The organism is Gallibacterium trehalosifermentans (genome assembly GCF_042433055.1).
Lineage (GTDB): Bacteria > Pseudomonadota > Gammaproteobacteria > Enterobacterales > Pasteurellaceae > Gallibacterium > Gallibacterium trehalosifermentans.
The window spans coordinates 18,928-40,946 of sequence record NZ_JBHLWB010000009.1 but is presented as its reverse complement, the minus strand read 5'-3'; the positions used below and the strand labels follow the sequence as shown (position 1 = coordinate 40,946).

Annotated in this window: 22 protein-coding genes; 3 read left to right on the top strand and 19 right to left on the bottom strand. The window is 38.7% G+C overall.

The features are described 5' to 3' along the window. Positions 1–30 precede the first annotated feature (30 nt). Together hisG and hisD are read left to right on the top strand one after the other, a co-directional pair. The gene (gene hisG, locus ACFFHK_RS07975; RefSeq protein WP_382371279.1) at positions 31–930 is read left to right on the top strand and encodes an ATP phosphoribosyltransferase; all 900 of its coding nucleotides are present in this window, start codon (positions 31–33) and stop codon (positions 928–930) included. Positions 931–940: 10 nt separating this feature from the next. Beyond that, entirely contained in the window at positions 941–2,227 is a 1,287-nt protein-coding gene (hisD, locus tag ACFFHK_RS07970; protein ID WP_382371277.1) for a histidinol dehydrogenase, read from the top strand. A 56-nt stretch (positions 2,228–2,283) separates the two neighbouring features. On the opposite strand, the gene ACFFHK_RS07965 is transcribed toward hisD, so the two are convergent. From ACFFHK_RS07965 to ACFFHK_RS07885, 17 genes are all read right to left on the bottom strand, one after another. After that, complete coding sequence (locus ACFFHK_RS07965; protein WP_382371275.1) at positions 2,284–3,888, bottom strand: ABC transporter substrate-binding protein; 1,605 nt, start codon at positions 3,886–3,888, stop codon at positions 2,284–2,286. 130 nt (positions 3,889–4,018) lie between these two features. After that, a complete protein-coding gene (locus ACFFHK_RS07960; RefSeq protein WP_382371273.1) occupies positions 4,019–5,419 on the bottom strand; it encodes a DHA2 family efflux MFS transporter permease subunit in 1,401 nt (466 codons plus the stop codon). An 11-nt stretch (positions 5,420–5,430) separates the two neighbouring features. Further along, entirely contained in the window at positions 5,431–5,928 is a 498-nt protein-coding gene (gene mobB / locus ACFFHK_RS07955) for a molybdopterin-guanine dinucleotide biosynthesis protein MobB (protein ID WP_382371271.1), read from the bottom strand. Positions 5,929–6,073: 145 nt separating this feature from the next. After that, positions 6,074–6,961, bottom strand: coding sequence for a c-type cytochrome biogenesis protein CcmI (gene ccmI, locus ACFFHK_RS07950; RefSeq protein WP_382371269.1), 888 nt, complete (start codon positions 6,959–6,961; stop codon positions 6,074–6,076). Continuing rightward, on the bottom strand, positions 6,958–7,425 hold the full coding sequence (locus tag ACFFHK_RS07945) for a cytochrome c-type biogenesis protein (protein ID WP_382371690.1): 468 nt from the start codon (positions 7,423–7,425) through the stop codon (positions 6,958–6,960). The genes ccmI and ACFFHK_RS07945 overlap by 4 nt, the downstream gene beginning before the upstream one ends. After that, positions 7,422–7,988, bottom strand: coding sequence for a DsbE family thiol:disulfide interchange protein (locus tag ACFFHK_RS07940; RefSeq protein ID WP_382371267.1), 567 nt, complete (start codon positions 7,986–7,988; stop codon positions 7,422–7,424). The genes ACFFHK_RS07945 and ACFFHK_RS07940 overlap by 4 nt, the downstream gene beginning before the upstream one ends. Beyond that, positions 7,981–9,939, bottom strand: coding sequence for a heme lyase CcmF/NrfE family subunit (locus ACFFHK_RS07935; RefSeq protein WP_382371265.1), 1,959 nt, complete (start codon positions 9,937–9,939; stop codon positions 7,981–7,983). Before ACFFHK_RS07935 ends, ACFFHK_RS07940 begins: the two co-directional genes overlap by 8 nt. Continuing rightward, the gene (ccmE, locus tag ACFFHK_RS07930) at positions 9,936–10,469 is read right to left on the bottom strand and encodes a cytochrome c maturation protein CcmE (RefSeq protein WP_382371263.1); all 534 of its coding nucleotides are present in this window, start codon (positions 10,467–10,469) and stop codon (positions 9,936–9,938) included. Before ccmE ends, ACFFHK_RS07935 begins: the two co-directional genes overlap by 4 nt. Then, on the bottom strand, positions 10,466–10,678 hold the full coding sequence (gene ccmD / locus ACFFHK_RS07925; RefSeq protein ID WP_382371261.1) for a heme exporter protein CcmD: 213 nt from the start codon (positions 10,676–10,678) through the stop codon (positions 10,466–10,468). The genes ccmE and ccmD overlap by 4 nt, the downstream gene beginning before the upstream one ends. Positions 10,679–10,691: 13 nt before the next feature. After that, complete coding sequence (locus ACFFHK_RS07920) at positions 10,692–11,432, bottom strand: heme ABC transporter permease (RefSeq protein ID WP_382371259.1); 741 nt, start codon at positions 11,430–11,432, stop codon at positions 10,692–10,694. 21 nt (positions 11,433–11,453) lie between these two features. Further along, positions 11,454–12,116: a heme exporter protein CcmB gene (gene ccmB, locus ACFFHK_RS07915; RefSeq protein ID WP_382371257.1), complete on the bottom strand. Its 663-nt coding sequence runs from the start codon at positions 12,114–12,116 to the stop codon at positions 11,454–11,456. A 5-nt stretch (positions 12,117–12,121) separates the two neighbouring features. Continuing rightward, on the bottom strand, positions 12,122–12,769 hold the full coding sequence (gene ccmA / locus ACFFHK_RS07910; RefSeq protein WP_382371255.1) for a cytochrome c biogenesis heme-transporting ATPase CcmA: 648 nt from the start codon (positions 12,767–12,769) through the stop codon (positions 12,122–12,124). Positions 12,770–13,002: 233 nt separating this feature from the next. Further along, entirely contained in the window at positions 13,003–14,187 is a 1,185-nt protein-coding gene (locus tag ACFFHK_RS07905) for a XylR family transcriptional regulator (RefSeq protein ID WP_382371253.1), read from the bottom strand. Positions 14,188–14,212: 25 nt separating this feature from the next. Further along, on the bottom strand, positions 14,213–15,571 hold the full coding sequence (gene xseA / locus ACFFHK_RS07900) for an exodeoxyribonuclease VII large subunit (RefSeq protein WP_382371251.1): 1,359 nt from the start codon (positions 15,569–15,571) through the stop codon (positions 14,213–14,215). A gap of 6 nt (positions 15,572–15,577) precedes the next feature. After that, the gene (locus ACFFHK_RS07895) at positions 15,578–16,780 is read right to left on the bottom strand and encodes a JmjC domain-containing protein (protein WP_382371249.1); all 1,203 of its coding nucleotides are present in this window, start codon (positions 16,778–16,780) and stop codon (positions 15,578–15,580) included. A 24-nt stretch (positions 16,781–16,804) separates the two neighbouring features. Then, on the bottom strand, positions 16,805–17,107 hold the full coding sequence (locus ACFFHK_RS07890; protein ID WP_382371247.1) for an RnfH family protein: 303 nt from the start codon (positions 17,105–17,107) through the stop codon (positions 16,805–16,807). Beyond that, positions 17,100–17,534 (bottom strand): type II toxin-antitoxin system RatA family toxin, encoded by a 435-nt coding sequence (locus ACFFHK_RS07885; RefSeq protein WP_382371245.1) that lies wholly within the window; start codon positions 17,532–17,534, stop codon positions 17,100–17,102. The genes ACFFHK_RS07890 and ACFFHK_RS07885 overlap by 8 nt, the downstream gene beginning before the upstream one ends. 110 nt (positions 17,535–17,644) lie before the next feature. Between ACFFHK_RS07885 and birA the strand changes: the two genes are divergently transcribed. Then, positions 17,645–18,583: a bifunctional biotin--[acetyl-CoA-carboxylase] ligase/biotin operon repressor BirA gene (birA, locus tag ACFFHK_RS07880; RefSeq protein ID WP_382371243.1), complete on the top strand. Its 939-nt coding sequence runs from the start codon at positions 17,645–17,647 to the stop codon at positions 18,581–18,583. 355 nt (positions 18,584–18,938) lie between these two features. Here birA and xylB read toward each other — a convergent pair whose 3' ends face one another. Further along, on the bottom strand, positions 18,939–20,384 hold the full coding sequence (gene xylB / locus ACFFHK_RS07875) for a xylulokinase (protein WP_382371241.1): 1,446 nt from the start codon (positions 20,382–20,384) through the stop codon (positions 18,939–18,941). Between the two features lie 93 nt (positions 20,385–20,477). Beyond that, a complete protein-coding gene (gene xylA / locus ACFFHK_RS07870; protein ID WP_382371239.1) occupies positions 20,478–21,797 on the bottom strand; it encodes a xylose isomerase in 1,320 nt (439 codons plus the stop codon). Between the last annotated feature and the right edge of the window lie 222 nt (positions 21,798–22,019).

The following is a 22,019-nucleotide window of genomic DNA, read 5'->3' as shown; positions in this document are numbered from 1 at the left end:
TTTAGCATTTAAATAAGAAGGAAAAACACAATGTCAGACAAAACTCGTTTACGTATTGCAATGCAAAAATCAGGGCGTTTAAGTAAAGACTCTCAAGAATTACTTAAACAATGCGGGGTAAAAATTAATTTAAATGAACAACGTTTAATCGCTTATGCAGAGAATTTACCGATTGATATTCTACGGGTACGTGATGATGATATCCCTGGGTTAGTATTTGATGGCGTGGTAGATCTTGGCATTATTGGCGAAAATGTTTTAGAAGAAGAAGAGCTACGCCGTAAAGCAAGTGGTGAAGAAGCCAATTATAAAATGCTCACTCGTTTAGATTTTGGTACTTGCCGTTTATCACTCGCCGTCCCACAAAATGCGGAATATACTGGTCCTGAATCATTAAACAATATGCGAATTGCGACCTCTTACCCACAACTATTAAGACGTTTTATGACCGAGCGTGGATTAAAATTCAAAAGTTGTTTACTCAATGGTTCCGTAGAAGTAGCCCCCCGCGCAGGATTAGCCGATGCAATTTGTGATCTTGTTTCTACTGGCGCAACATTAGAAGCCAATGGTTTACGTGAAGTTGATGTCATTTACCGTTCAAAATCTTGCTTAATCCAACAAAACAATCCATTAGAACCTGCCAAACAACAATTAATTGATAAATTGCTCACTCGTATCCAAGGGGTAATGCAGGCAAGAGAATCCAAATACATTATGTTGCACGCCCCAAAAAGCAAACTCAAAGAAGTGGTTGCCTTATTACCTGGCGTTGAAGATCCAACAATCTTACCTTTAGCAAGCGAAGATGATCGTGTTGCATTGCATATGGTTAGCCAAGAAAACCTTTTCTGGGAAACAATGGAACAGTTAAAAGCTATTGGGGCAAGTTCTATCCTTGTATTACCTATTGAAAAAATGATGAATTAAGGGAACTGATATGAAAACACTTATTTGGAATAATCTCACTCCGCAACAACGCCAACAAGCAATGCAACGCCCCGCGATTGGTAGTTCACAAAAAATCCAAGCTGCGGTTGATGAAATTCGAGAACTTGTCTTACAAAAAGGGGATCAAGCCCTATTTGAACTTAATCAACGTTTTGACAAGGTCAATCTAAGCGACTTAAAAGTCTCTGCCGAACAAATTGCCACCGCCTGTGCAAGGATTACACCAGAATTAAAGCAAGCTATGCAAACCGCACAACGTAATATTGCAATTTTCCATCAAGCACAAGAAACCGCACTAATCGATATAGAAACACAATCTGGTGTTCGCTGCCAAGTGCTTACTCGTCCAATTAACAAAGTCGGTTTATATATTCCTGGCGGTTCAGCCCCATTATTCTCAACCGTGTTAATGTTAGCGACCCCCGCTAAAATTGCTGGTTGCCAACAAATAATTCTCTGTTCTCCACCACCGATTGCTGATGAAATTCTTTATGCGGCGTCATTATGTGGTGTTGATACCATTTATCAAGTCGGTGGAGCACAAGCCGTAATGGCAATGGCATTTGGTACAGAATCCATTCCTAAAGTCGATAAAATTTTCGGACCAGGAAATGCATTTGTAACAGAAGCAAAACGTCAAGTTAGCCAAGATCCAAATGGTGCAGCAATCGATATGCAAGCAGGTCCATCAGAAGTATTAGTAATCGCTGATCAATTTGCAAATCCTCAATTTGTCGCCGCTGACTTACTCTCACAAGCAGAACATGGTGCAGATTCACAAGTTATTCTGGTTACACCAAGTCAAACGTTAGCCCAACAAACAGAACAAGCGATTACAGAACAATTAGCCTTATTACCTCGTGCGGAAACAGCCGAAAAAGCGCTTTCGCATAGTCGCATCATTATTGCGCAAGATTTAGCGCAGTGTGTCGAAATTAGTAATGCGTATGCACCTGAGCATTTAATCGTACAAGTGGAAAATGCCAGAGCATTATTACCAGAATTAGACAATGCAGGCTCAATTTTCTTAGGGGCTTATTCACCAGAAAGTATGGGGGATTATGCGTCTGGCACCAATCACGTGTTGCCGACTTATGGTTACAGCCGTACCACTTCAAGTTTAGGTTTAGCCGATTTCAGCAAGCGTATGACAGTGCAAGAATTAACACCGCAAGGTTTTGTACAGCTCGCTAAAACAGTAGAGGTAATGGCAGAAGCGGAGCAATTACAAGCCCACAAAAATGCCGTGAGTTTACGCTGTGCAAGTTTAAAATAATATTTTTCAATTAAAAAGCGAGCTAATTTAGCTCGCTTTATTTAAATAAATTCCCTTTACTCGACAACATCTACACCATAAAAGGCATTATAACCAAATGGACTTTGTGCATAGTTGCGTACACGAGGACTTAACGGAGTATAACTTACTGAGTGAGCTACAGGAATCCATGGCACTGCTTGATGGAACATTTCCTGTGCTTTTTCATAAAGTGGCGCACGTACTTTCTTATCTGAGGTAATAATCGCTTTCGCAAGTAGATCATCGAATTCTTTATTACACCAGCGAGAATAGTTACTGCCACTATTTGCATTTTCACAACTTAACAATGGTGATAAGAAGTTATCTGGATCGCCATTATCGCCTGACCAACCATAAATTCCTGCAGTAAACTCTCCTGCACGAGTACGTTTAATATAATCCCCCCATTCATAACTAACGAGTTTGGCTTTCACGCCAATTTTCGCCCAGTCATTTTGTAAAATTTCTGCGGTACGACGTGGGTTTGGATTTGATGCACGCACAACAGGTTGTACCCAAAGTTCAGTTTCAAACCCATTTGGATAGCCTGCTTCCGCTAACAATTTTTTCGCTTTTTCAAGATCAAATGGATAATCTTGAATACTATCGTTATAACTCCAAATTGTTGGCGGTAATGGGTTTTTCGCTGCTAAGCCCGCACCTTGATAAACCGACTCAATAATAGCGGCTTTATCTGCTGCATAGTTTAATGCTTGACGAACTTTCTCATTATCAAATGGCGCTTTTGCAGTATTAAACGCAATATATGCAATGTTTAGACCAGGTTGCGAGACTAACTGCACTTTTGGATCTGTTTTCATGCGCTCTAAATCTGCCGCATTCGGGAAATCGATCATATCACATTGCCCTTTTTGCAATTTTGCATAACGTGCTGTCGCATCTGGCGTAATACTGAAAATTAAGGTATCGATTGGGGTCTTACCTTGCCAATAGTCTGGATTCGCTTTATAACGTAACGCTTGATCTAATTTCGCTCCAGCAAAAATAAATGGTCCCGTACCAACTGGATCGGTATCTACTTTTTCTGGCGTACCTTTCTGCATCATTTGGTCTGCATATTCCGCTGAATAAATAGATAAGAAATCCATACCAAGTGTTGGTAAGAATGTAGCATCTGGGCGATTTAATACAATTTCGACTGTATTATCATCAACCTTTTTCACCGATTTTAATAATTGAGGAAACTTCATCGCATTGAAGTATGGATAGGTTCCTTTAGAGACATTGTGATATGGGTGATTGTTATCTAATTGACGCATAAAGGAAAAAACTACATCGTCAGCATTAAAATCACGTGTTGGTTTAAAAATTTTACTTGAATGGAATTTCACCCCTTTTCTTAAATGTAAAGTATAAGTCAATCCATCTGCTGAAATATCCCAACTTTCTGCTAAGCCTGGCTCAATTTCTGTTGATCCACGTTTAAAATTAATTAAACGATCATAAACTTGTTGGGAACTCGCGTTATAGGAGATTCCGTCCATCACAAGCGCTGGGCTAATGCCTTGTGGGTAACGGCTAGTACAATTAATAAACGTTTTTTCTGCATGAGCAAAACTTGCAGTACTTAATAATGTCGTTGCCACTGCACTGAGTGCAAAGATATGTTTAAATTTCATTTGATTACTCCTCGTAGTCATTACTGATGCATTTTTTCACGAATACACACTTATTATTGCGGTATAGATTAGCCTGTTAATTTTTAAAATGAAATAACAAAAAATAGTTCATTATAACTAAATGGCATAACTATTCTGTTGTATCACGTTTATGTCGCATAACATCACCGACATCAGCACGAAAACATAAAAATGTCAGCATCGATAACCCTCCAAATACTGACAGCGTAAAAAAAGTGTTACTGAAACTTTGCAATAATTCATTTTGTGCTGAATGATGATGATATAAATTCAACACCACAGACGCAACTGCAATTCCTAAACTTATCCCAATTTGTTGTACAATACTAAGCAATGTTGTCCCTGCACTTACCTGATCTTCTTTTAATTCACTTACCATAAGCGTATTCACACTAGAGAAAATCATCGAAATACACGCCCCATAAAACATAATAATAACAACACTAAAGATAAGATTTTGGCTATAACTCATTAATCCTAATCCATAAACTGCAATAGTCAGTAATCCACTTGCCACGACTAAGGTTCTCTTATAACCAAATTTTTCTAAGATTTTGGTAATCACGGGTTTCATCACAATGGAACTAATCGCTAACGGTACCATTAACATTCCAGCCTGATCTGCTGGATAACCCAAGCCAATTTGCAACATTAATGGCAATAAAAACGGGACACTAGAAGCAGAAAGGCGAATTAGCACATTACCAATCAGGCTTAAAGTAAAAGTTCGATTCAAAAAAACAGATAATGGAAACAGTACATTACGTTTTCCTTTTGCATATAAGACATAACCTGCTATCAACAATAATCCCACAACAATTAAAATGATCGCCCTATGCCAATCTCGCTTTGCTTCACCGATAAAATCTAACCCTAAAGTCGCTAACACAATTCCACCTGAAAATAATATAAAGCCTGTCCGATCAAAACTTGCTTTTATTCCTTTTAAATTAGGCAGATAAAAACGAGCAAAAAATACACCTAATAAACCAACTGGAATATTAATCAAAAAGATCCAATGCCAAGAGGCATAAGTTACCAACCACCCGCCAAGTAATGGACCTAAGATTGGTCCTGTCAGCCCTGCCATTGCCATTAAATTCCACGCTGCGAGTAATTCAGTTTTAGGTACGGCTTTGATTAAAGTTAACCGTGCAACTGGCATCATCATCGCCCCACCAACGCCCTGTACGATTCGCGATAAAATCAGCATATCCAACGATCCTGATATTGCACAAAGTACTGATCCTAAGACAAATAACAACACTGAATAACGGAAGACGATTAACGTACCATACCGATCTGCCAACCAACCACTCAATGGCATAAACAGGGCAACCGTTAAGGCATAACTGATGACAGTCAACTGCATATTGAGTGGCGATTCATTGAGATCGTGAGCTATCATTGGTAATGCCGTATTTAAAATGGTAACGTCTAACGTTTGCATAAAAAAAGCAAACGAGGCGATCCAAGCTAAACCTCGATGTGCTTTACTTAACTTTGCCATTGTCATTATTCCTATAAATGACGATAAAAATTAATAATAAAATCAGAAATTTGCTGTGGTTGATTAATATCTAGAATGGGTACTGCTGTTGTTTCGAACGGATAATCTAACGCTAACGCAATGATATATTCATCAAATTCTGGTAGCGGTTTAGCTAATGCTTGACGATGCAACATAATTTTCGCTATCGGTTCATGCTTAAATCCCTCGACTAAAACTAAATCAATTAATTGCGGGTCAAATTGTTGTGCTAAATAATTTAGTGTAACGGGGGTCGCTGTTTCGGTCATTAATACCCACCGTTGATCACAGGTCATTATAACTTGTTTTGCACCCGCTTCTTGCATACGCCAGCTATCTTTACCAGGTTTATCAAGTTGTACATCATGGTGAGTATGCTTAATTACAGCAGTACGAATCCCTTGCTCTGCTAATAGCGGCAACAATTTTTCTAATAATGTAGTTTTTCCTGTACCGCTATAACCTGTAATACCAAGCATCGGAATCATACTCGCTCCTCTAAAAAAGTAGCCCCTCTTAGTTGAAGAGGGGAAAGTCATTTAATTGCTATTGTTATTTTTCGCTAAATAGCGATCAAACATAACCGCCAGCATTTGTAACATTTAGCTCTAGCTAAATTTATTCCACTTGTGATTAATTTTGCTCTTGGCGTTGTAATTCTTGGCGTGCATTATCAATACTACGTTCAAGCAATTCACGTTTTGGATCATCTTTTGGTAAAAGTTGTAACATCATATTCCAACTCACAATCGCCATTTTAAAATCACCACGCTGAAAACTATCAAATGCTAATAATCCTAACGCATCTGCGTTGGTATGATCTTGGCGAATAACCTCTGATAATAAGCTTCTTCCTCGACTATTATCATTTTGATCCTGCGAAAACATCAAAATTCTGGCATAGGCTAATTTATAGGCAACCTCATTTGGTACTAATTGATAAGCTTTAGCATAACTGTCCATGGCTAATTGCGCTTTATCCATCGCCATTCCCATTTGTCCCAATAGCCACCAATTTTCTGCATTATTTGGGTTCTTCTGTAAATCTTGTCTTAATGCGACAATAAACTGTTCAATTTCTGTATCAGAAAGCGGGTTCTGTTTCTCATCTTGCAAGCGCGCAAAAAATTGTGGCAATTTTTGGTATGTCTGTTCTAGCATTGATTCCATTCGCCAAGATCCGACAGCAAAATAACTTGCTCCTGACAAAATAAACAGTAATAAAAAACCCGTAACAAACCAGACTTTACCATAGCGTTGCTGTGATACCGTCTGAGTTTGTACTTCGGTTGGAATATCCGCTAATAACGTTTGTTGTAACTCAACTTTTATTTGTTGCTCATTATCCAACAACCCTTGTTCGGCAGCCTGTTCAATCTCTTTAACACGATCAAAATAGAACGCTTTGTTAAACGCTTCACGCTGAATGCTTTTTTGTACTTTTGCTTGACGTAATAATGGAAAAAAGCAAATTAATGCGACAACTAATGTCAAGCCTAATGCACTTAACCAAAAAATCATTGTTCTTTTTCCTTCTCTAATAGTTGCTGCAAACGTGCTTGTTGTTCCGCATCAAGCGAACTTTCTATATGTTGTTCCATTGGTAAATTTTTACGTCTACGTACTAAAATCCCTATCCCCAAGAAAACAAGAAGCAATGGCGCAATCCACAGGATAATCGTACCAGCCGTTACAGGTGGATCGTAAGTTACAAAATTGCCATAACGTGCCACCATATAATCAATAATTTCTTGTTTACTCTTATTTTGTTGCAGCAGCTCCAATACTTTCGCCCGCATATCTGTTGCCACCAACGCATTAGAATCGGCAATATTATTATTCTGACATTGCGGACAACGTAACTCTTGTGTGAGTTCATGGTAAGTTTGCTCTTCTGCTGGCGAACGAAAATGCAAGGCTTCGATTGCCGCTATTGCCGAATTAGCTAAAAAAATAACCGCAAATAATAGCAAGATCCGTTTTATTTGGCTGCACATACACCCTCCGCAGCATATTTTTGATAAAGCGGTTGTAACGTTTGTTGCCAAACATTTGGATTCACATCACCTGCATAGCGATAACGGATAATGCCTTGGCAATCCACGACAAAGGTTTCTGGTGCGCCATAAACGCCAAGATCTAAACCAAAACTGCCTTTTTGATCTTCGATCACAGCTTGATAGGGATCACCGAGATCATTAAGCCATTTTTTTGCTTTCTCAGTGTTGTCTTTATAATTCACGCCTATAATCGTGATGCCTTGCTTGGCTAATTGATTTAAATATTGGTGTTCTGCATAGCAAGTTGGACACCATGTTGCCCAGACATTTAGTAATACTGGCTTGCCTTGCTTAAATAACTGTTGATCATACTGTTTTGTTTTATCAAATAGATCAACTACTACAGTCGTCATTGGAACAGCTTTCCCAACTAATGCCGACTCAAGTGCTTTTGGATCATCGCCTTGGGCATTACGAATTAAGGCGACGGTCGCCATCACCACAAACAAGGCAAAGAGAATTAAAGGTAGATACAATTTCTTATTCATTTGAATCCCTTTTAATTAACTTACTAAATCGATAACGGCGATCAAAAATACATAACAAGCTGCCTAATGCCATTAATAAACCACCAAACCAAATCCAGCGAATAAACGGTTTATAATAGAGGCGTACCGCCCATGCCCCATTCTCCAATCGCTCACCTAATGCAGCATAAAGATCACGTGTTATTCCGCCATCTATCGCAGCTTCACTCATACTCATACGGCTCACTTGATAGAAACGCTTTTCTGCATTGAGTGTCGTAATTGGTTGTTGTCCTTTGCTCACAATAATTGCTGCTGTTGCGCCAAGGTAGTTAGGTCCATGATTGTCTTTTACCTGACTAAATTTGAAATCATAGCCTGCGACATTAATACTATCGCCAATATTCATGCGCACATCTTTCTCAACGCTAAAATTTTGACTAAACGCAATACCAAATACCGTTACCGCTACACCAATATGTGCTAAGAACATTCCCCAATGCGAACGCGATAATTTTGTTATACCTTGCCAAAATCCAGTACGATAAGTGGCGCGCTGTTGTAACTCATATAAACTTAGTAAGGCGATGATCAATGTCATCATACTGCCCAATACTGCGCTTACCGTGATTTTATCAGCAATAACCAAAGGTAACACGAAACCAAATAATGCCATGGCAATAACACTGATGACCACTGGTTTACGAATCGCAGAGAATTGATCACGACGCCATTTTACTAATGGACCAATACCCAATAACAACGCAAATGGCACCATAATAATTAAAAACATTTGATCGAAAAATGGCGCGCCAATGGAAATTGAACCAAGCCCTAGTTGTTTATGTGCTAACGGTAATAATGTCCCTAACAATACGACCGCTAAAGCTGTCATTAATAAGATATTGTTAAGCAATAGCATCGATTCTCTTGAATAACGTTGGAAGTTATCACGAGAACGAATTTCACTTCCTTTGTAAGCATAAAGACCCAGTGATCCACCAATCACAACCACTAAATAGGCTAAAATAAATAATCCGCGTGTTGGATCAGAAGCAAAAGCATGCACTGAGACTAAAATACCTGAACGAACTAAGAATGTACCTAATAAACAAAGGGAAAAAACTAAGATAGCAAGCAATACCGTCCAAGCTTTAAAACTACCACGCTTTTCCGTTACTGCGAGTGAATGTAATAATGCTGTTCCAGCTAACCAAGGCATAAATGACGCATTTTCCACAGGATCCCAGAACCACCAGCCTCCCCAGCCGAGTTCGTAATACGCCCACCATGAGCCTAGCACAATGCCTAGTGTTAAAAAGCACCATGCGGCTAATGTCCAAGGTCTAGACCATCTCGCCCAAGCAGTATCTAAGTTGCCACTCATTAATGAGGCAATCGAAAAGGCAAATGCGACAGAAAAGCCAACATATCCCATATATAACAATGGTGGGTGAAAAATTAAGCCAATATCTTGCAACATTGGATTTAACTCTCTGCCATCAACTGGAAAATCAGGGAAAGTTCGCGTAAATGGGTTAGACGCAAAAACCACAAATACCAAGAAGCCAATACTGATCATTCCCATTATCGCTAAGACCCTTGCCACCGATTCTTGTGGTAATTGACGGCTAAAAATGGCTACCGCTAAACACCAACAGCTTAATAGCCAAATCCATAATAACAGCGATCCTTCATGCGATCCCCAAACCGCAGATAAACGATAGTAGATAGGGAGTTGGCTATTGGAGTTATTCACAATGTACTGCACGCTAAAATCATTAATTGCAAACAGGTACATTAATGCGAAAAAAGAAAATGAAAGCGAAATAAATAATCCAAATGCCATTGGACGCGCCAATGCAATTAATAATGGACTATTTTGCCGTAATCCCCATAAAGGGACGACTGTTAATAAGATAGCAATCGCTAAGGCAAGCGCTAAGGCATAATTCCCTAATTCAGCAATCATTTTTTCTCCTCAGCTTGCTGTTCAAACTGCATTTTGTCGCGTTCTGATTCACTGGTGAGATCATTTGCAGATACGCCCATCGGATTATGGACTTTTTTCATCTGTTCACCTAATTCAGGTGGAACGTAATTTTCATCATGTTTCGCTAATACTTCACTTGCCACTAATGTCGTCGCATCTTTCAAGGTACCTTGTGCCACAATACCCTGCCCCTCACGAAACAGGTCTGGCAAAATCCCATCATATTCCACATCTATTGATGGTCCAATATCATTCAGTTTAAATTTTACTTTTAAACTATTTGGATCGCGTTGCACTGATCCCTCTACGACCATTCCACCAACACGGATCCGTTGACCTGGCTCAGGTTTTGAAGCGATATTATTATCCTTACCATAAATCATTTCACTTGGTGTATAAAACAAATCAATATTTTGCCGTAACGCATACAGCATTAAACCAGCAGCAATACTGATTCCTGCCACGACAAATAATACTAAATACAATCTTGATTTACGGCGTGGGTTCATAAACGGTTCTCCGTTGTTATTTGTTGTTTCATTCGTTGTTGGCGTTGGATCTCTTTTTGCACTTCACGTAACACTTTACGTTGTCCTCGATGACTGGTAACCACTAATAACAGAATCGCAATCAATGAGATACCATAAGAAAGCCATACATAAAATCCATGATTCCCCATTTGCCAAAAAGCACTCCAACTATCAAAAAATGGTGTCATTTTACAGTTCCTTTTAGTTAATTTTTTGCACTAACGCTTGTACCCAAGGACGTTTTTTATCTGCATTAAGTAATTCATTACGATAGCGTACGACAGTTAAATACAGACTTAATAACATAAAACCCAAAATGGCTAATAACAGTGGAATTAACATTTCTGTTGCAATCGATGGCTTCTCAAATTTTGTGATACTTGCACCTTGATGCAACGTATTCCACCATTGCACTGAAAAGTGGATAATCGGTAAATTAATCACCCCAACAATCGCTAAAATACTCGCTGCTTTTGCGCCAATGACTTTATCCTGAAACGCACTATATAAGGCAATCACGCCAAAATAGAGGAATAATAGGATTAATTCTGACGTTAAACGCGCGTCCCAAACCCACCATGTTCCCCATGTTGGTTTTCCCCAAACCGCACCTGTTACCAATGCTAAAAAAGTAAATAATGCCCCGATTGGTGCCATCGCTACCATTGCTAAACTGGCTTGCTTAATTTGCCAAACCAGTGCTACAAACGCAGCAACTGCCATTGAACCATAAATGCCCATTGACCAAATTGCGCTGGGAACGTGAATATACATAATCCGAAAGCTATTACCTTGTTGATAATCGGCGGGAGCGAAACCCAATCCCCACACTATCGCAATCACTAATAACAATAAACTTGCTCCCCCTAACATCGGCAATAATTTTCCACAAATACGATATTGTGTCTCAGGTTTTGCGTAAGAATGTAACCATTTCCACATAATCTTTTACCTTTAAATTGATTAATGCAAACTAACTCGTAATGCTGCAGCTACCGCAAATGGACAACTCACTAACGCTAAAACTAACATCGCTGCCAGAATAGCTAATTGTCCGCTATAGCCAAGATGCAATGCAGCTGAATCCAATACTGCTGCTGTAAAAATTAAAACAGGAATAAAGAGTGGTACCACCAATAAACTCAGTAATACGCCGCCTTTGCGTAGCCCAACAGTTAATGCCACACCAACCGCACCAATACAACTTAAAATCGGCGTACCAATAAATAGAGTTTGTACTAACGCCCACCAGACATCAATGTCTAATGAGAGTAATAGACCTGCAATGGGTGATAACAAAATTAAAGGAAATCCTGTTAATAACCAGTGAGAAAAAATTTTCGCTAATGCTATCATCGAAAGAGGAATCGGTAATAAAAGTAGCTGTTCTAATGAACCATCTAAATAATCATCTTTAAACAAACGTTCAAATGATAATAATGCTGACAACAAGGCTGCCACCCAGACAATCCCAGGTGCAATACGTGCTAATAATTGTGGTTCTGGACCAACGACTAACGGAAATAACGTAATAACAATGAGAAAAAACCATAGTGGATTTAATATCTCACTCGGTTTCCGCATTGCAATTTGTAATTCACGTTTGATGATGTCGTAAAAAATCATTGGTTCTATTCTGTTTCTACAAATTTATATTTTTCTAGTTGTACTTTTTGCACTATATCACTCGGTACATCTTGATGGCTGGTAATAATCACAATGCCACCTTGGCGGGCGTGAAATTCAAATAAACGGGTTAAAACCTGAACGCCTCGTTTATCTATCGCATTAAAAGGTTCATCTAAAATCCATAAGGGTGCCGTTGATAACCATAATCTTGCAAGTGATACACGTTTATGTTGCCCTGCAGATAATTGACTCGCAGGAATATCTTCATAACCTAATAACCCTACCACTTGTAGCGTTTCCCATAATACTTCTGATTGTTTACGGCTATTGGTGGTACGCTGAAAAAAATGGAGATTTTCCCATGCGGTCAATTCAGGTTTGATGCCTGCGTGATGCCCTAAAAACAACAAATTGGCATTAAATTCTTCCTGTTGCTGCAAAATTGCCTGATTATTCCAAAGTACTTCGCCTTTTCTTGGACGAGAAAGTCCACTTAATGCCCGCAATAACGTGGTTTTCCCTACACCATTATGTCCTTCGATTTGAACAAAATCACCACTTTGAAATTGAAAATTAACATCAGCAAATAAAATTCGCTCTCCGCGCTGGCAACTGAGATCATTGACCTGTAACTGATTGATTGAATTCATATATTTACTGCTGATCGACTAAACTAATTTAACGGGGCAAAATTCTAACATAAGCCAGTCATTGGTGGTATTTTTATCTCAACCTCAAACCTACCTCTTTAGTAGTAAAAATTACAAAATAAAACAAATTAAAAGGTACTAACTACCTGATAAATAATGATATTTACAGATAAAAGGAAATCACTTTTTTTTGATCTATCGCAAGTAGAGATATTGGCTAGATATTTAACTATTTAAATTAACATTTCAGGCTGATATTTAGCCCGATACTCATTTGGCGTTTGTTGGAACTCTTTCTTAAATACAAAATAGAAATATTGTACAGAGGGGTAACCACAAACCTCAGCAATTTCTTGAATTGAGATTTGCGTATCACTCAATAATTGCTTGGCTTTATTCATTTTTTCGTCATGCAATACTTGGTGAATCGTTTTACCTGTTTCAGTCCGAAAACGATTTTCAAGATTTGAACGAGAGGCTTTTACATAATCTAGAACTTGTTCAACTTTGATACCAGAACATGCATTTAAACGAATATAATGTAACGCCTGAATGACTAAAGGATCTTTAATCGAACGATAATCAGTAGAAGTTCGTGCTTCTACACCCAAAGGCGTAATTAAATAAGGGTGATGTTTGATTGCGCGATTTTCAATTAACGCGTGCAATAATTTTGCCGCTTGATAGCCCATATTTTTCGTCCCTTGTCGCACAGAGGATAATGGCACGCGAGAAAAGGCTTGAATTAGCTCCTCATTATCAATACCAATAATACAAAGCTGATCAGGAACAGGAATATCTACTAAATCACAGGTTTGTAAGAGATGTCTTGCTCGCGCATCAGTAACTGCAATAATCCCAGTATGTTTTGGCAAAGAGAGAATCCATTCTGACAACGCTTGTTGTGCTTGCTGCCAATTTTCTGCATGTGTTTCTTGCCCTAAATAGATGTTTGGTTGGTAATTGTTTTGTTGCATAATCCGTTCAAATGCCATACGGCGTTCACTAGACCAATGTTGAAAACCTGGATCAGGTAAACCATAAAATGCGAAGTGATTAATCCCTTTACGTTGTAGATGTTCAAAAGCTGCTTGTAAAATCGCATGGTTATCTGTCGCAACATACGGAATATTAGCAGGATAATGCTGTTCATCTTGATAGGAACTGCCCACTGCAACCACAGGAATTTTACAATTAAGTAATTTTTTCGCTAAAACAGGATTATCAAAATCGGCAATAATGCCATCTAGATTTTCTGGATCTAAGATCAATTCTCGATGAATAAAATCATCTTCTAAAAAGACATTCCATGAGACTCTTGACGTTTGGATATATTCACCAATTCCACTCATCACTTCACGATCATAAACTTTGTTTGCATTAAAAAATAAGGCAATTTGGTAATAAGTTTTTGTCATAGCCACTCCTTAATGATATTGAAGTTTAAGATTTTGCTGTAACCTGTCGAATGATGCTGATAATCTGTCCATCAGTCGTCTGTGTGGTTAATAATTGTCCAATCTCCACCTGCTCGATACTTGTTACCAATCGCTGTTGTTCGGTGGTAGTTACCGTATAACCTCGTTGTAATACTTTTAACGGACTCACACTTTCTAAACAACCGCTTAATTGAGCAAATTGATAACGTTGTTGGCGTAAAAGGGTTTGCATTGCATTATGCAAGCGAAACTGCCATTGTTGTAACGCTTTTTGCTGTACTTCTACTTTATGCGCTAATGGAATCTGCGATAAGCGTTGCGCTAAATGTTGTTGTCGTTGCTGTTGGTGTTGTAAATAAAGCAAAATGCTTTTTTGTAAACGCTGATGTAAATGTTGATACTGCTGTTTTTGTAAGGCTAATTGGGCTTTAGGGTGTTGATTTTTTAAGCGTAGTTGTAACCGTTCTAATTGTTGTTGTGCTGTATTAAGAAATAACGCAAATGCTTTTTCAAGTCGTTGTTGCAGATAATCAATTTTTTGCCATAACTCTTTTTGATCACGACTTAATAATTCCGCAGCCGCAGATGGCGTAGAAGCACGTAAATCAGCAACAAAATCGGCAATCGTTACATCTGTTTCATGCCCGACGGCACTGATAATTGGAATCGTAGAAGCGAAAATTGCGCGTGCCACGATTTCTTCATTAAAACACCAAAGATCCTCTAATGAACCACCACCGCGCCCAACAATCAACACATCGCATTCTTGGCGAAGATTAGCAATTTCAATATTACGGACAATATCTTGCGCAGCCTCTTTTCCTTGCACTAAGGTCGGATAAATCACAACTTCTAAGCTAGGATTGCGGCGGCGTAAAATCTGTAAAATATCATGTAATGCCGCCCCACTGGAGGAAGTAATCACGCCAATACGTTGGCAATGTTGCGGCAACGGTTGTTTCCATTGTTGGGCAAATAATCCCTCTGCCGCCAGTTTTAATTTTAAACGTTCAAATTCTTGCTGTAATAGTCCCTCGCCAGCAGGCTGCATCGTATCCACAATTAATTGATAATCGCCCCGAGGTTCATACAAACTAACACTTGCTTTAACCAGTACCTGCATGCCATTTTGCGGTTTAAACGTAACTCGCAAGTTCCGCATTTTAAACATAGCCGCACGCACTTGGGCATTATTATCTTTTAAGGTGAAATACCAATGACCCGATACGGGTTGTGAAAAATTAGATATTTCTCCCGTTAGCCAAAGTGAACCTAATTCTTGTTCAAGCAAAGTTTTTGCACAGTGATTCAGTTGGCTCACTGAAAGAATCTGTGGGGTTGTGCTAGCTTGATTTAATAACATAAAAAATTATTCCGTATCCAGTAATAACCAGCCATTATCGAGCCAATCACATAAGCTATCGAGCAATAATGCCAATGATGATTCAGCACTCACATATTGTTGTAACTGTTGCCAATCTAACGCATTACCATCTGCAAGATACGCTAATAACTGACGTTCCGTAGCATTTAATTCATCAATCCACTCACCTTGTACAAAGATTTCGCCATTATCGGTATAGATACTTTTACAGTTAGCATCTTGATATAGGCGCGCTCCCGATTGCAAAACATCAGCTAATTCATCAGGATAGAAACTGTCTTCGGTATTTAACAAGGAATAACGGCGACCACTCACGGTTGTGGCAATGGCTTGGGTAAAGAGTGCATCAAATTGGCTAGAATGTTGTAGTAATGCAATTAGCTGTTGTTTTAGTGTTTGTATAGATTGCTGCGCTAGCAAACCATTTGGTTGCACATCTGGCGCAAGACGAAACGGAATAGCAAATTCACTACTATTAATTTGTTCACTATGATGCTCTAGTGCTTTACAAAAATTCTCTAAAATATCACTCGCATTTGGATAGCGTAAACCAAAGGAGAAAGTCAGGCAGTCGCTTTCTGCGACACCGTAATGTGATAAACGAGAAGGAACATATAACACATCACCAGGTTGCATGACCTCATCGAGCACTAATTCCCCCATATCATCGAAAATGCGGATAGGTTGATTTGCCTTAAATTCAGTACTTGGATCGCACCATTTGCCTAATTGCCAACGCCGTTCACCATAACCTTGCACCAAAAACACATCATATTCATCATAATGCTTGCCGACCGAACCACCTTTCGGGGCAAAAGAGACCATAATATCATCACGTTGCCATTGCGGAATAAAAGCAAATGCTTGCCATAATTTGCCGAGTTCTGGCGACCATTGTTCTAAATTTTGCACCAAAACAGACCATTTTTCAGGCAAGTTGTCAAAATCTGTTGCGTGTAACGGGCTGGTTTTTAATTGCCATTTTTCACTGCCATCTTGCTGCAAATGGGTTTGGATTAAACGTGCCGTTACCTCTTCCTCTTGGGCTAATTCAATAATATCTTGTGGTTCAAACATTCCCGCAATTTGTGGTAAACCTTGTCGAATTAATAATGGGCGTTTTTGCCAATAATCACGCAAGAAAATTTCAGGAGTAATATCTGCGGGTAAACAATATTGATGTGTCATTTTGGGTATCCTAGTTGAATGTGATTATTTAGCTTGAGCTTTTTGTTCTTGTTGTTGTGCAGCACGTTTACGGCGAATCTCTTTTGGATCAGCAAGTAATGGACGATAAATTTCGACCCGATCTCCATCACGTAAAATATCCGTCAATTTAGCAAGTCGCCCAAAAATGCCCACTTTATTTTCGCGTAAATCAATTTCTTGAAAAGCTTGTAATACCCCCGATTGCAAAATCGCAGATTGCACGTTACAGCCCTCAGGTAAGCGGATTTTTTTCAGAAAATAGTGCTGGGGTAAGGCATAAGTTACTTCGACATGAATTTCAGCCATAATAAATCTCCTTTGCACGTTGCTTAAATGCTTGCACCATCTGAGAAGTGAGTTGTTGGAAAATTTTGCCAAACATTTTTTCTACTAGAACATTACTAAATTCAAACTGCAGCTGCAGACTAATTTGTGAAGAATATTCATCAAGGGCAAGAAAACGCCATTCACCTGAGAGCTGTTTAAATGGTCCTTCAACCAAACGCATTTGAATTAATTGATTTGGTTGCATCGTATTATGTGTGGTAAATGCCAAGCGGATTCCTGCTTTACTCACCACCAACTCCGCGTCCAACTCATTCCCCTGTTGATGCAAAGTTTTACTTGCTACACAACCAGGAAGAAATTGCGGGTAGCGTTCATATTGATTAACTAGTTGATACATCTGTTCGGCACTATGTGGCACTAAAGTTGTTTGGGAAACTGTATGCATAATCGTTAGAGGTAAACATAAATGCAGTGTATTATACGCATTTTCACAGGGAATTATAGCTTCCCCCGATATAGATGGTTTATGCTCACACGGAAAAATCTGATTACGTTATGAATATTGCATTACTCAATTTACTCGCAGATGGTCAAGCACATTCTTATACAACACTATCTCAAGCATTAGCGATTACCTTATCGACTTTGACAGAACAGATAGCAGAATTGCAGCAACAAGGTGTACAACTAGTGCAACTGGCTGAAACTTGCCAATGGTTGCCTGCTGCGGAGTTATTAGCTCGTCCTTTCTTGCAGCAAGCCTTGCCAAATAACACGCTTATTATTCAACCCGTTATCAATTCAACCAATCAGTATTTATTAGATCGTATTGCTACGTTGCCAAATAACAGTGTTTGTCTAGCGGAATATCAAACAGCAGGGCGTGGCAGACGAGGACGAAAATGGCATTCACCTTTTGCAGGACAAGTAATTTTAAGTTTCTATCGACAATTTCCGAATACCGTCAATCTATCTGGTTTAAGTTTAGCGGTTGGTATTGCCACAGCTCAAGCATTAACGCATTTAGGCTATCAACAAGTGCAGTTAAAATGGCCGAATGATATTTGGTTAGCAGGAAAAAAGTTAGGTGGCATTTTAATTGAAATGAAACAACAAGCAGCGTTAGCCCGTTATGATGTGGTGATTGGTTTAGGATTAAATGTACACTTCCCAGCTGATCTTCAACTCGATCAACCGATTGCAATGTTAAGTCAACAAAAACCGCTAAATCGCAATACTGTGATTGCAGAGATTATCAAACAATTTAATCAAGTATTAGATCGATTTACTGCAAATGGCTTATCGCCATTGTTACCTTTCTGGCAACAATACGACTATTTTTATCAAAAAGAAGTCAAATTATTGTTAGAAAAGCAAACCATAACTGGCATTAATCAAGGCGTGAATGCTAATGGTGAATTATGTTTGCAACGAGAAGATAGTTCGATAGTAACTTTTGCTATTGGGGAAGTGTCATTACGAGAGAAATTTTAACTCAACCTTTCAGGTTGTTGACAAAGTCATATACATTAATTTAGATGTTATGTTTCACTCAAATTGATATTTAGGTTTCGCCCTAAAGGGCGCCCCACTTTTTTGCTCGTGCAAGAAAAGTGGGCAAAAAAAGCACGCCCTAGTGCTTTGCTATTCCTCATTTCGTCAAGATTTTCCGAGCGGCAAAAAACTAATATTTTTCTACGAAAAATTAGACGTTTTTTGCCTGAAAATCTTTCCTGCATTCGGGCAAAGCACAAGGGAACCCATTGAGCATTTTATAAAAATCTTGCTTAAATCTAGATTTGTCAGCCGTTTAAAATATCGGCATCAAATACCGACATTTATCTATTATTTAAAACCCCCTTACCTGCTGATATAACTGTCTAAATTTCTCATACTTAGCCCGATAGTGTTTAAACTGTTGAAGATCTGGCAGATAACGAGCCTCTAATTGCAGCGGTGGACAAAAATCAGCAATCGGTCGATCTGGATACAATGCCATTTGCGCTAATTTTGCAGCACCTAATGCTGGTCCAACATCTCCCCCAATTCGATATTCAAATGTTTTACCACTAATATCCGCTAATAATTGTCGCCAAAAATGGCTTTTCGCTCCACCACCAATCAAGGTAATTGATTCCGCAGTTACGCCAGTTTCATGTAAAACTTCAATACCCTCAGTTAATGCAAAACTTACACCTTCCACAACAGCTCTCGCCATTTCTGCTTGCGTTGTATCATGATGCAATCCCCAAAATACGCCTGTTGCATAAGGATCATTATGTGGCGTACGCTCACCAGAAAGATACGGTAAGAATAAGACATCTTTACTACTTTTTGCTTGTTCTGCTAACGCAAAGAATTGTGGAATATCATTAATTCCTAAGGCTTTATTTGCCCAATCAATACAGGAAGCCGCACTTAATAACACTGACATTAAATGCCAACGATCTGGTAAAGCATGACAAAAACTATGCACTGCTTTACTTGGATTGCTAACATAATGGTCCGTTACCACAAAATAAACGCCCGATGTTCCTAACGAAAGCATCGCTTGCCCTGCTTGGTATAAACCGACACCAATCGCCCCAGCAGCATTATCACCACCGCCAGCAATCACTGGAACAGATGACATTCCCCATTGTTGAGCTAATTCTGGTAATAATTGTCCTGTAATCGCATTACCTTCTACTAAACGTGGCATTTGTTGTTCTGTTAAATGGCAAGCTGTTAATAACGCTTTACTCCAACACCGTTTGCCAACATCCAACCACATTGTCCCTGCTGCATCTGACATTTCACTCACATAATCTCCAGTGAGTAATAAACGTAAATAATCCTTTGGTAACAATACCTTAGCTATTTTCTTAAATACTTCAGGTTCATTTTTTTCAATCCATTTGATTTTTGGTGCAGTAAACCCTGGCATCATTAAATTGCCTGTAATTTCACGAGAATCTGGCACTAACTGTTCCAATTCGTGACACTCAGCAAAACTTCGTCCATCATTCCATAAAATCGCTGGATAGAGAACTTCATCTTGTGCATCCAACATTACCGCACCATGCATTTGCCCAGTCAATCCAATTGCTTTGATCGCAGAAAGATCCTGTTCTGCTGCTAATTGACTAAAACATTGTTGCAGTGCTTGCCACCAATCAGCAGGATCTTGTTCAGACCATAAAGGTTGTCGGCGGGTTACACTTAGTGGTGCCGTCACAGTAGCAACAATTTGTTGCGCTTCATTTAATACAACGGCTTTTATTCCTGATGTCCCTAAATCAATTCCGAGATACATTGTACCTCCCCATCTCTTAGCTAAGTTTGATTAATTATTATGAGAACAATAAAAGAAGAAGGAACAACTTGTGTTCCTTCTTTTGTCTCCTTTTTATTTATAAATATAAGAATTAACAATATTTTCGAGTAATTCTTGGCGACCTGAAACTGGTGCTGGAGCAACATCATTTTGTACAACATGATTTGCTAAATCAGCAAGAGAAAGTTTGCCGCTAAGAATATCTTTACCAAATGGTGCATCCCATCCAGCATAACGTTTATCTTTTTCTGCTTGTAAACGATCATTTTCAATCATTTCAGCTGCAATTAATAATGAACGTGCTAATACATCAATACCACCAATGTGTGCATGAACAAGATCATAACGATCAATACTTTGTCTACGAATCTTCGCATCAAAGTTGAAACCACCTTGACCTAAACCGCCAGCTTTTAAGATTTCATAAATCACTAACGCATTTTCTTCTACGCTATTCGGGAATTGGTCTGTATCCCAACCAAGTTGTGCGTCACCACGGTTTGCGTCAATAGAGCCTAAGATACCGAGTGCTGCTGCAGTTGCCACTTCGTGTTGGAAAGTGTGACCAGCTAGTGTTGCATGGTTTGCTTCAATATTCACTTTAATTTCTTTTTCCAAACCAAATTGTTTTAAGAAACCATATACGGTTGCTACATCATAATCATATTGGTGTTTGGTTGGTTCTTGTGGTTTTGGTTCAATTAATAATGTACCGTTGAAACCAATTTTATATTTATTTTCCACCACTAATTGCATAAAACGACCGAGTTGTTCACGCTCACGTTTCAAGTCAGTATTAAGCAATGTTTCATAGCCTTCACGTCCACCCCACAACACATAGTTTTCACCACCTAATTTCTGGGTTGCTTGCATTGCGTGGAAAACTTGAGTCGCAGCACACGCAAACACTTCAGGATTAGGGTTACTTGCAGCCCCTGACATATAGCGTTTATTGGTAAAACAGTTTGCCGTTCCCCATAACAGTTTGATACCTGTTTCTGCTTGTTTTTGTGCAAGTAAATCCACAATGGTTGAGAAGTTATAAATATATTCTTTAAATGAGTTACCTTCAGGCGCAACATCTACATCATGGAAACAATAATAAGGTACGCCTAATTTTTTAATAAATTCAAATGCAATATTGGCTTTTTCTTTTGCTGCACCTAATTCAGTTGCATTTTTTTGCCATGGACGATCAAGTGAAGCAGTACCAAACATATCTGTACCATTCCAACAGAAAGTATGCCAATAGCAAACTGCTAGGCGTAAATGTTCTGCCATTGTTTTACCGAGTACCACACGATTTGCATCGTAATAACGATAGGCAAATGGATTAGTTGATTGTGGGCCTTCATATTTTACTTGTTCAATTTGATCAAAATAAGTTGTCATTTTTAAGCTCCTTACATGCGTAATAAATTTTGGTTGTGCACAGAGTAAATATGAAAAATCATCTCTTCAATTACGTTATTTCTTTTTCCAATTTAGATAATTCTTTTTTGTGACAAATATCACATTATGTCCAAAACATACTTATTTTTAATATTGTGAGAAGTATCACAGAAACTAAAAATCGTAATTGAAAAACAAAATTTATAAATTGTTCCACATGTA

Coding starts and splice junctions, on each gene's coding strand:
- ACFFHK_RS07905 (WP_382371253.1), bottom strand. CDS start 14,187: ATGACAAAAACTTATTACCAAATTGCCTTATTTTTTAATGCAAACAAA.
- ACFFHK_RS07965 (WP_382371275.1), bottom strand. CDS start 3,888: ATGAAATTTAAACATATCTTTGCACTCAGTGCAGTGGCAACGACATTA.
- birA (WP_382371243.1), top strand. CDS start 17,645: ATGAATATTGCATTACTCAATTTACTCGCAGATGGTCAAGCACATTCT.
- ACFFHK_RS07890 (WP_382371247.1), bottom strand. CDS start 17,107: ATGGCTGAAATTCATGTCGAAGTAACTTATGCCTTACCCCAGCACTAT.
- ccmD (WP_382371261.1), bottom strand. CDS start 10,678: ATGACACCATTTTTTGATAGTTGGAGTGCTTTTTGGCAAATGGGGAAT.
- ACFFHK_RS07940 (WP_382371267.1), bottom strand. CDS start 7,988: ATGAATAAGAAATTGTATCTACCTTTAATTCTCTTTGCCTTGTTTGTG.
- ACFFHK_RS07885 (WP_382371245.1), bottom strand. CDS start 17,534: ATGCATACAGTTTCCCAAACAACTTTAGTGCCACATAGTGCCGAACAG.
- ACFFHK_RS07960 (WP_382371273.1), bottom strand. CDS start 5,419: ATGGCAAAGTTAAGTAAAGCACATCGAGGTTTAGCTTGGATCGCCTCG.
- hisG (WP_382371279.1), top strand. CDS start 31: ATGTCAGACAAAACTCGTTTACGTATTGCAATGCAAAAATCAGGGCGT.
- xylB (WP_382371241.1), bottom strand. CDS start 20,384: ATGTATCTCGGAATTGATTTAGGGACATCAGGAATAAAAGCCGTTGTA.
- mobB (WP_382371271.1), bottom strand. CDS start 5,928: ATGATTCCGATGCTTGGTATTACAGGTTATAGCGGTACAGGAAAAACT.
- ccmA (WP_382371255.1), bottom strand. CDS start 12,769: ATGAATTCAATCAATCAGTTACAGGTCAATGATCTCAGTTGCCAGCGC.
- ccmI (WP_382371269.1), bottom strand. CDS start 6,961: ATGATTTTTTGGTTAAGTGCATTAGGCTTGACATTAGTTGTCGCATTA.
- xseA (WP_382371251.1), bottom strand. CDS start 15,571: ATGTTATTAAATCAAGCTAGCACAACCCCACAGATTCTTTCAGTGAGC.
- ACFFHK_RS07895 (WP_382371249.1), bottom strand. CDS start 16,780: ATGACACATCAATATTGTTTACCCGCAGATATTACTCCTGAAATTTTC.
- ACFFHK_RS07920 (WP_382371259.1), bottom strand. CDS start 11,432: ATGTGGAAATGGTTACATTCTTACGCAAAACCTGAGACACAATATCGT.
- xylA (WP_382371239.1), bottom strand. CDS start 21,797: ATGACAACTTATTTTGATCAAATTGAACAAGTAAAATATGAAGGCCCA.
- ccmB (WP_382371257.1), bottom strand. CDS start 12,116: ATGATTTTTTACGACATCATCAAACGTGAATTACAAATTGCAATGCGG.
- ccmE (WP_382371263.1), bottom strand. CDS start 10,469: ATGAACCCACGCCGTAAATCAAGATTGTATTTAGTATTATTTGTCGTG.
- ACFFHK_RS07935 (WP_382371265.1), bottom strand. CDS start 9,939: ATGATTGCTGAATTAGGGAATTATGCCTTAGCGCTTGCCTTAGCGATT.
- hisD (WP_382371277.1), top strand. CDS start 941: ATGAAAACACTTATTTGGAATAATCTCACTCCGCAACAACGCCAACAA.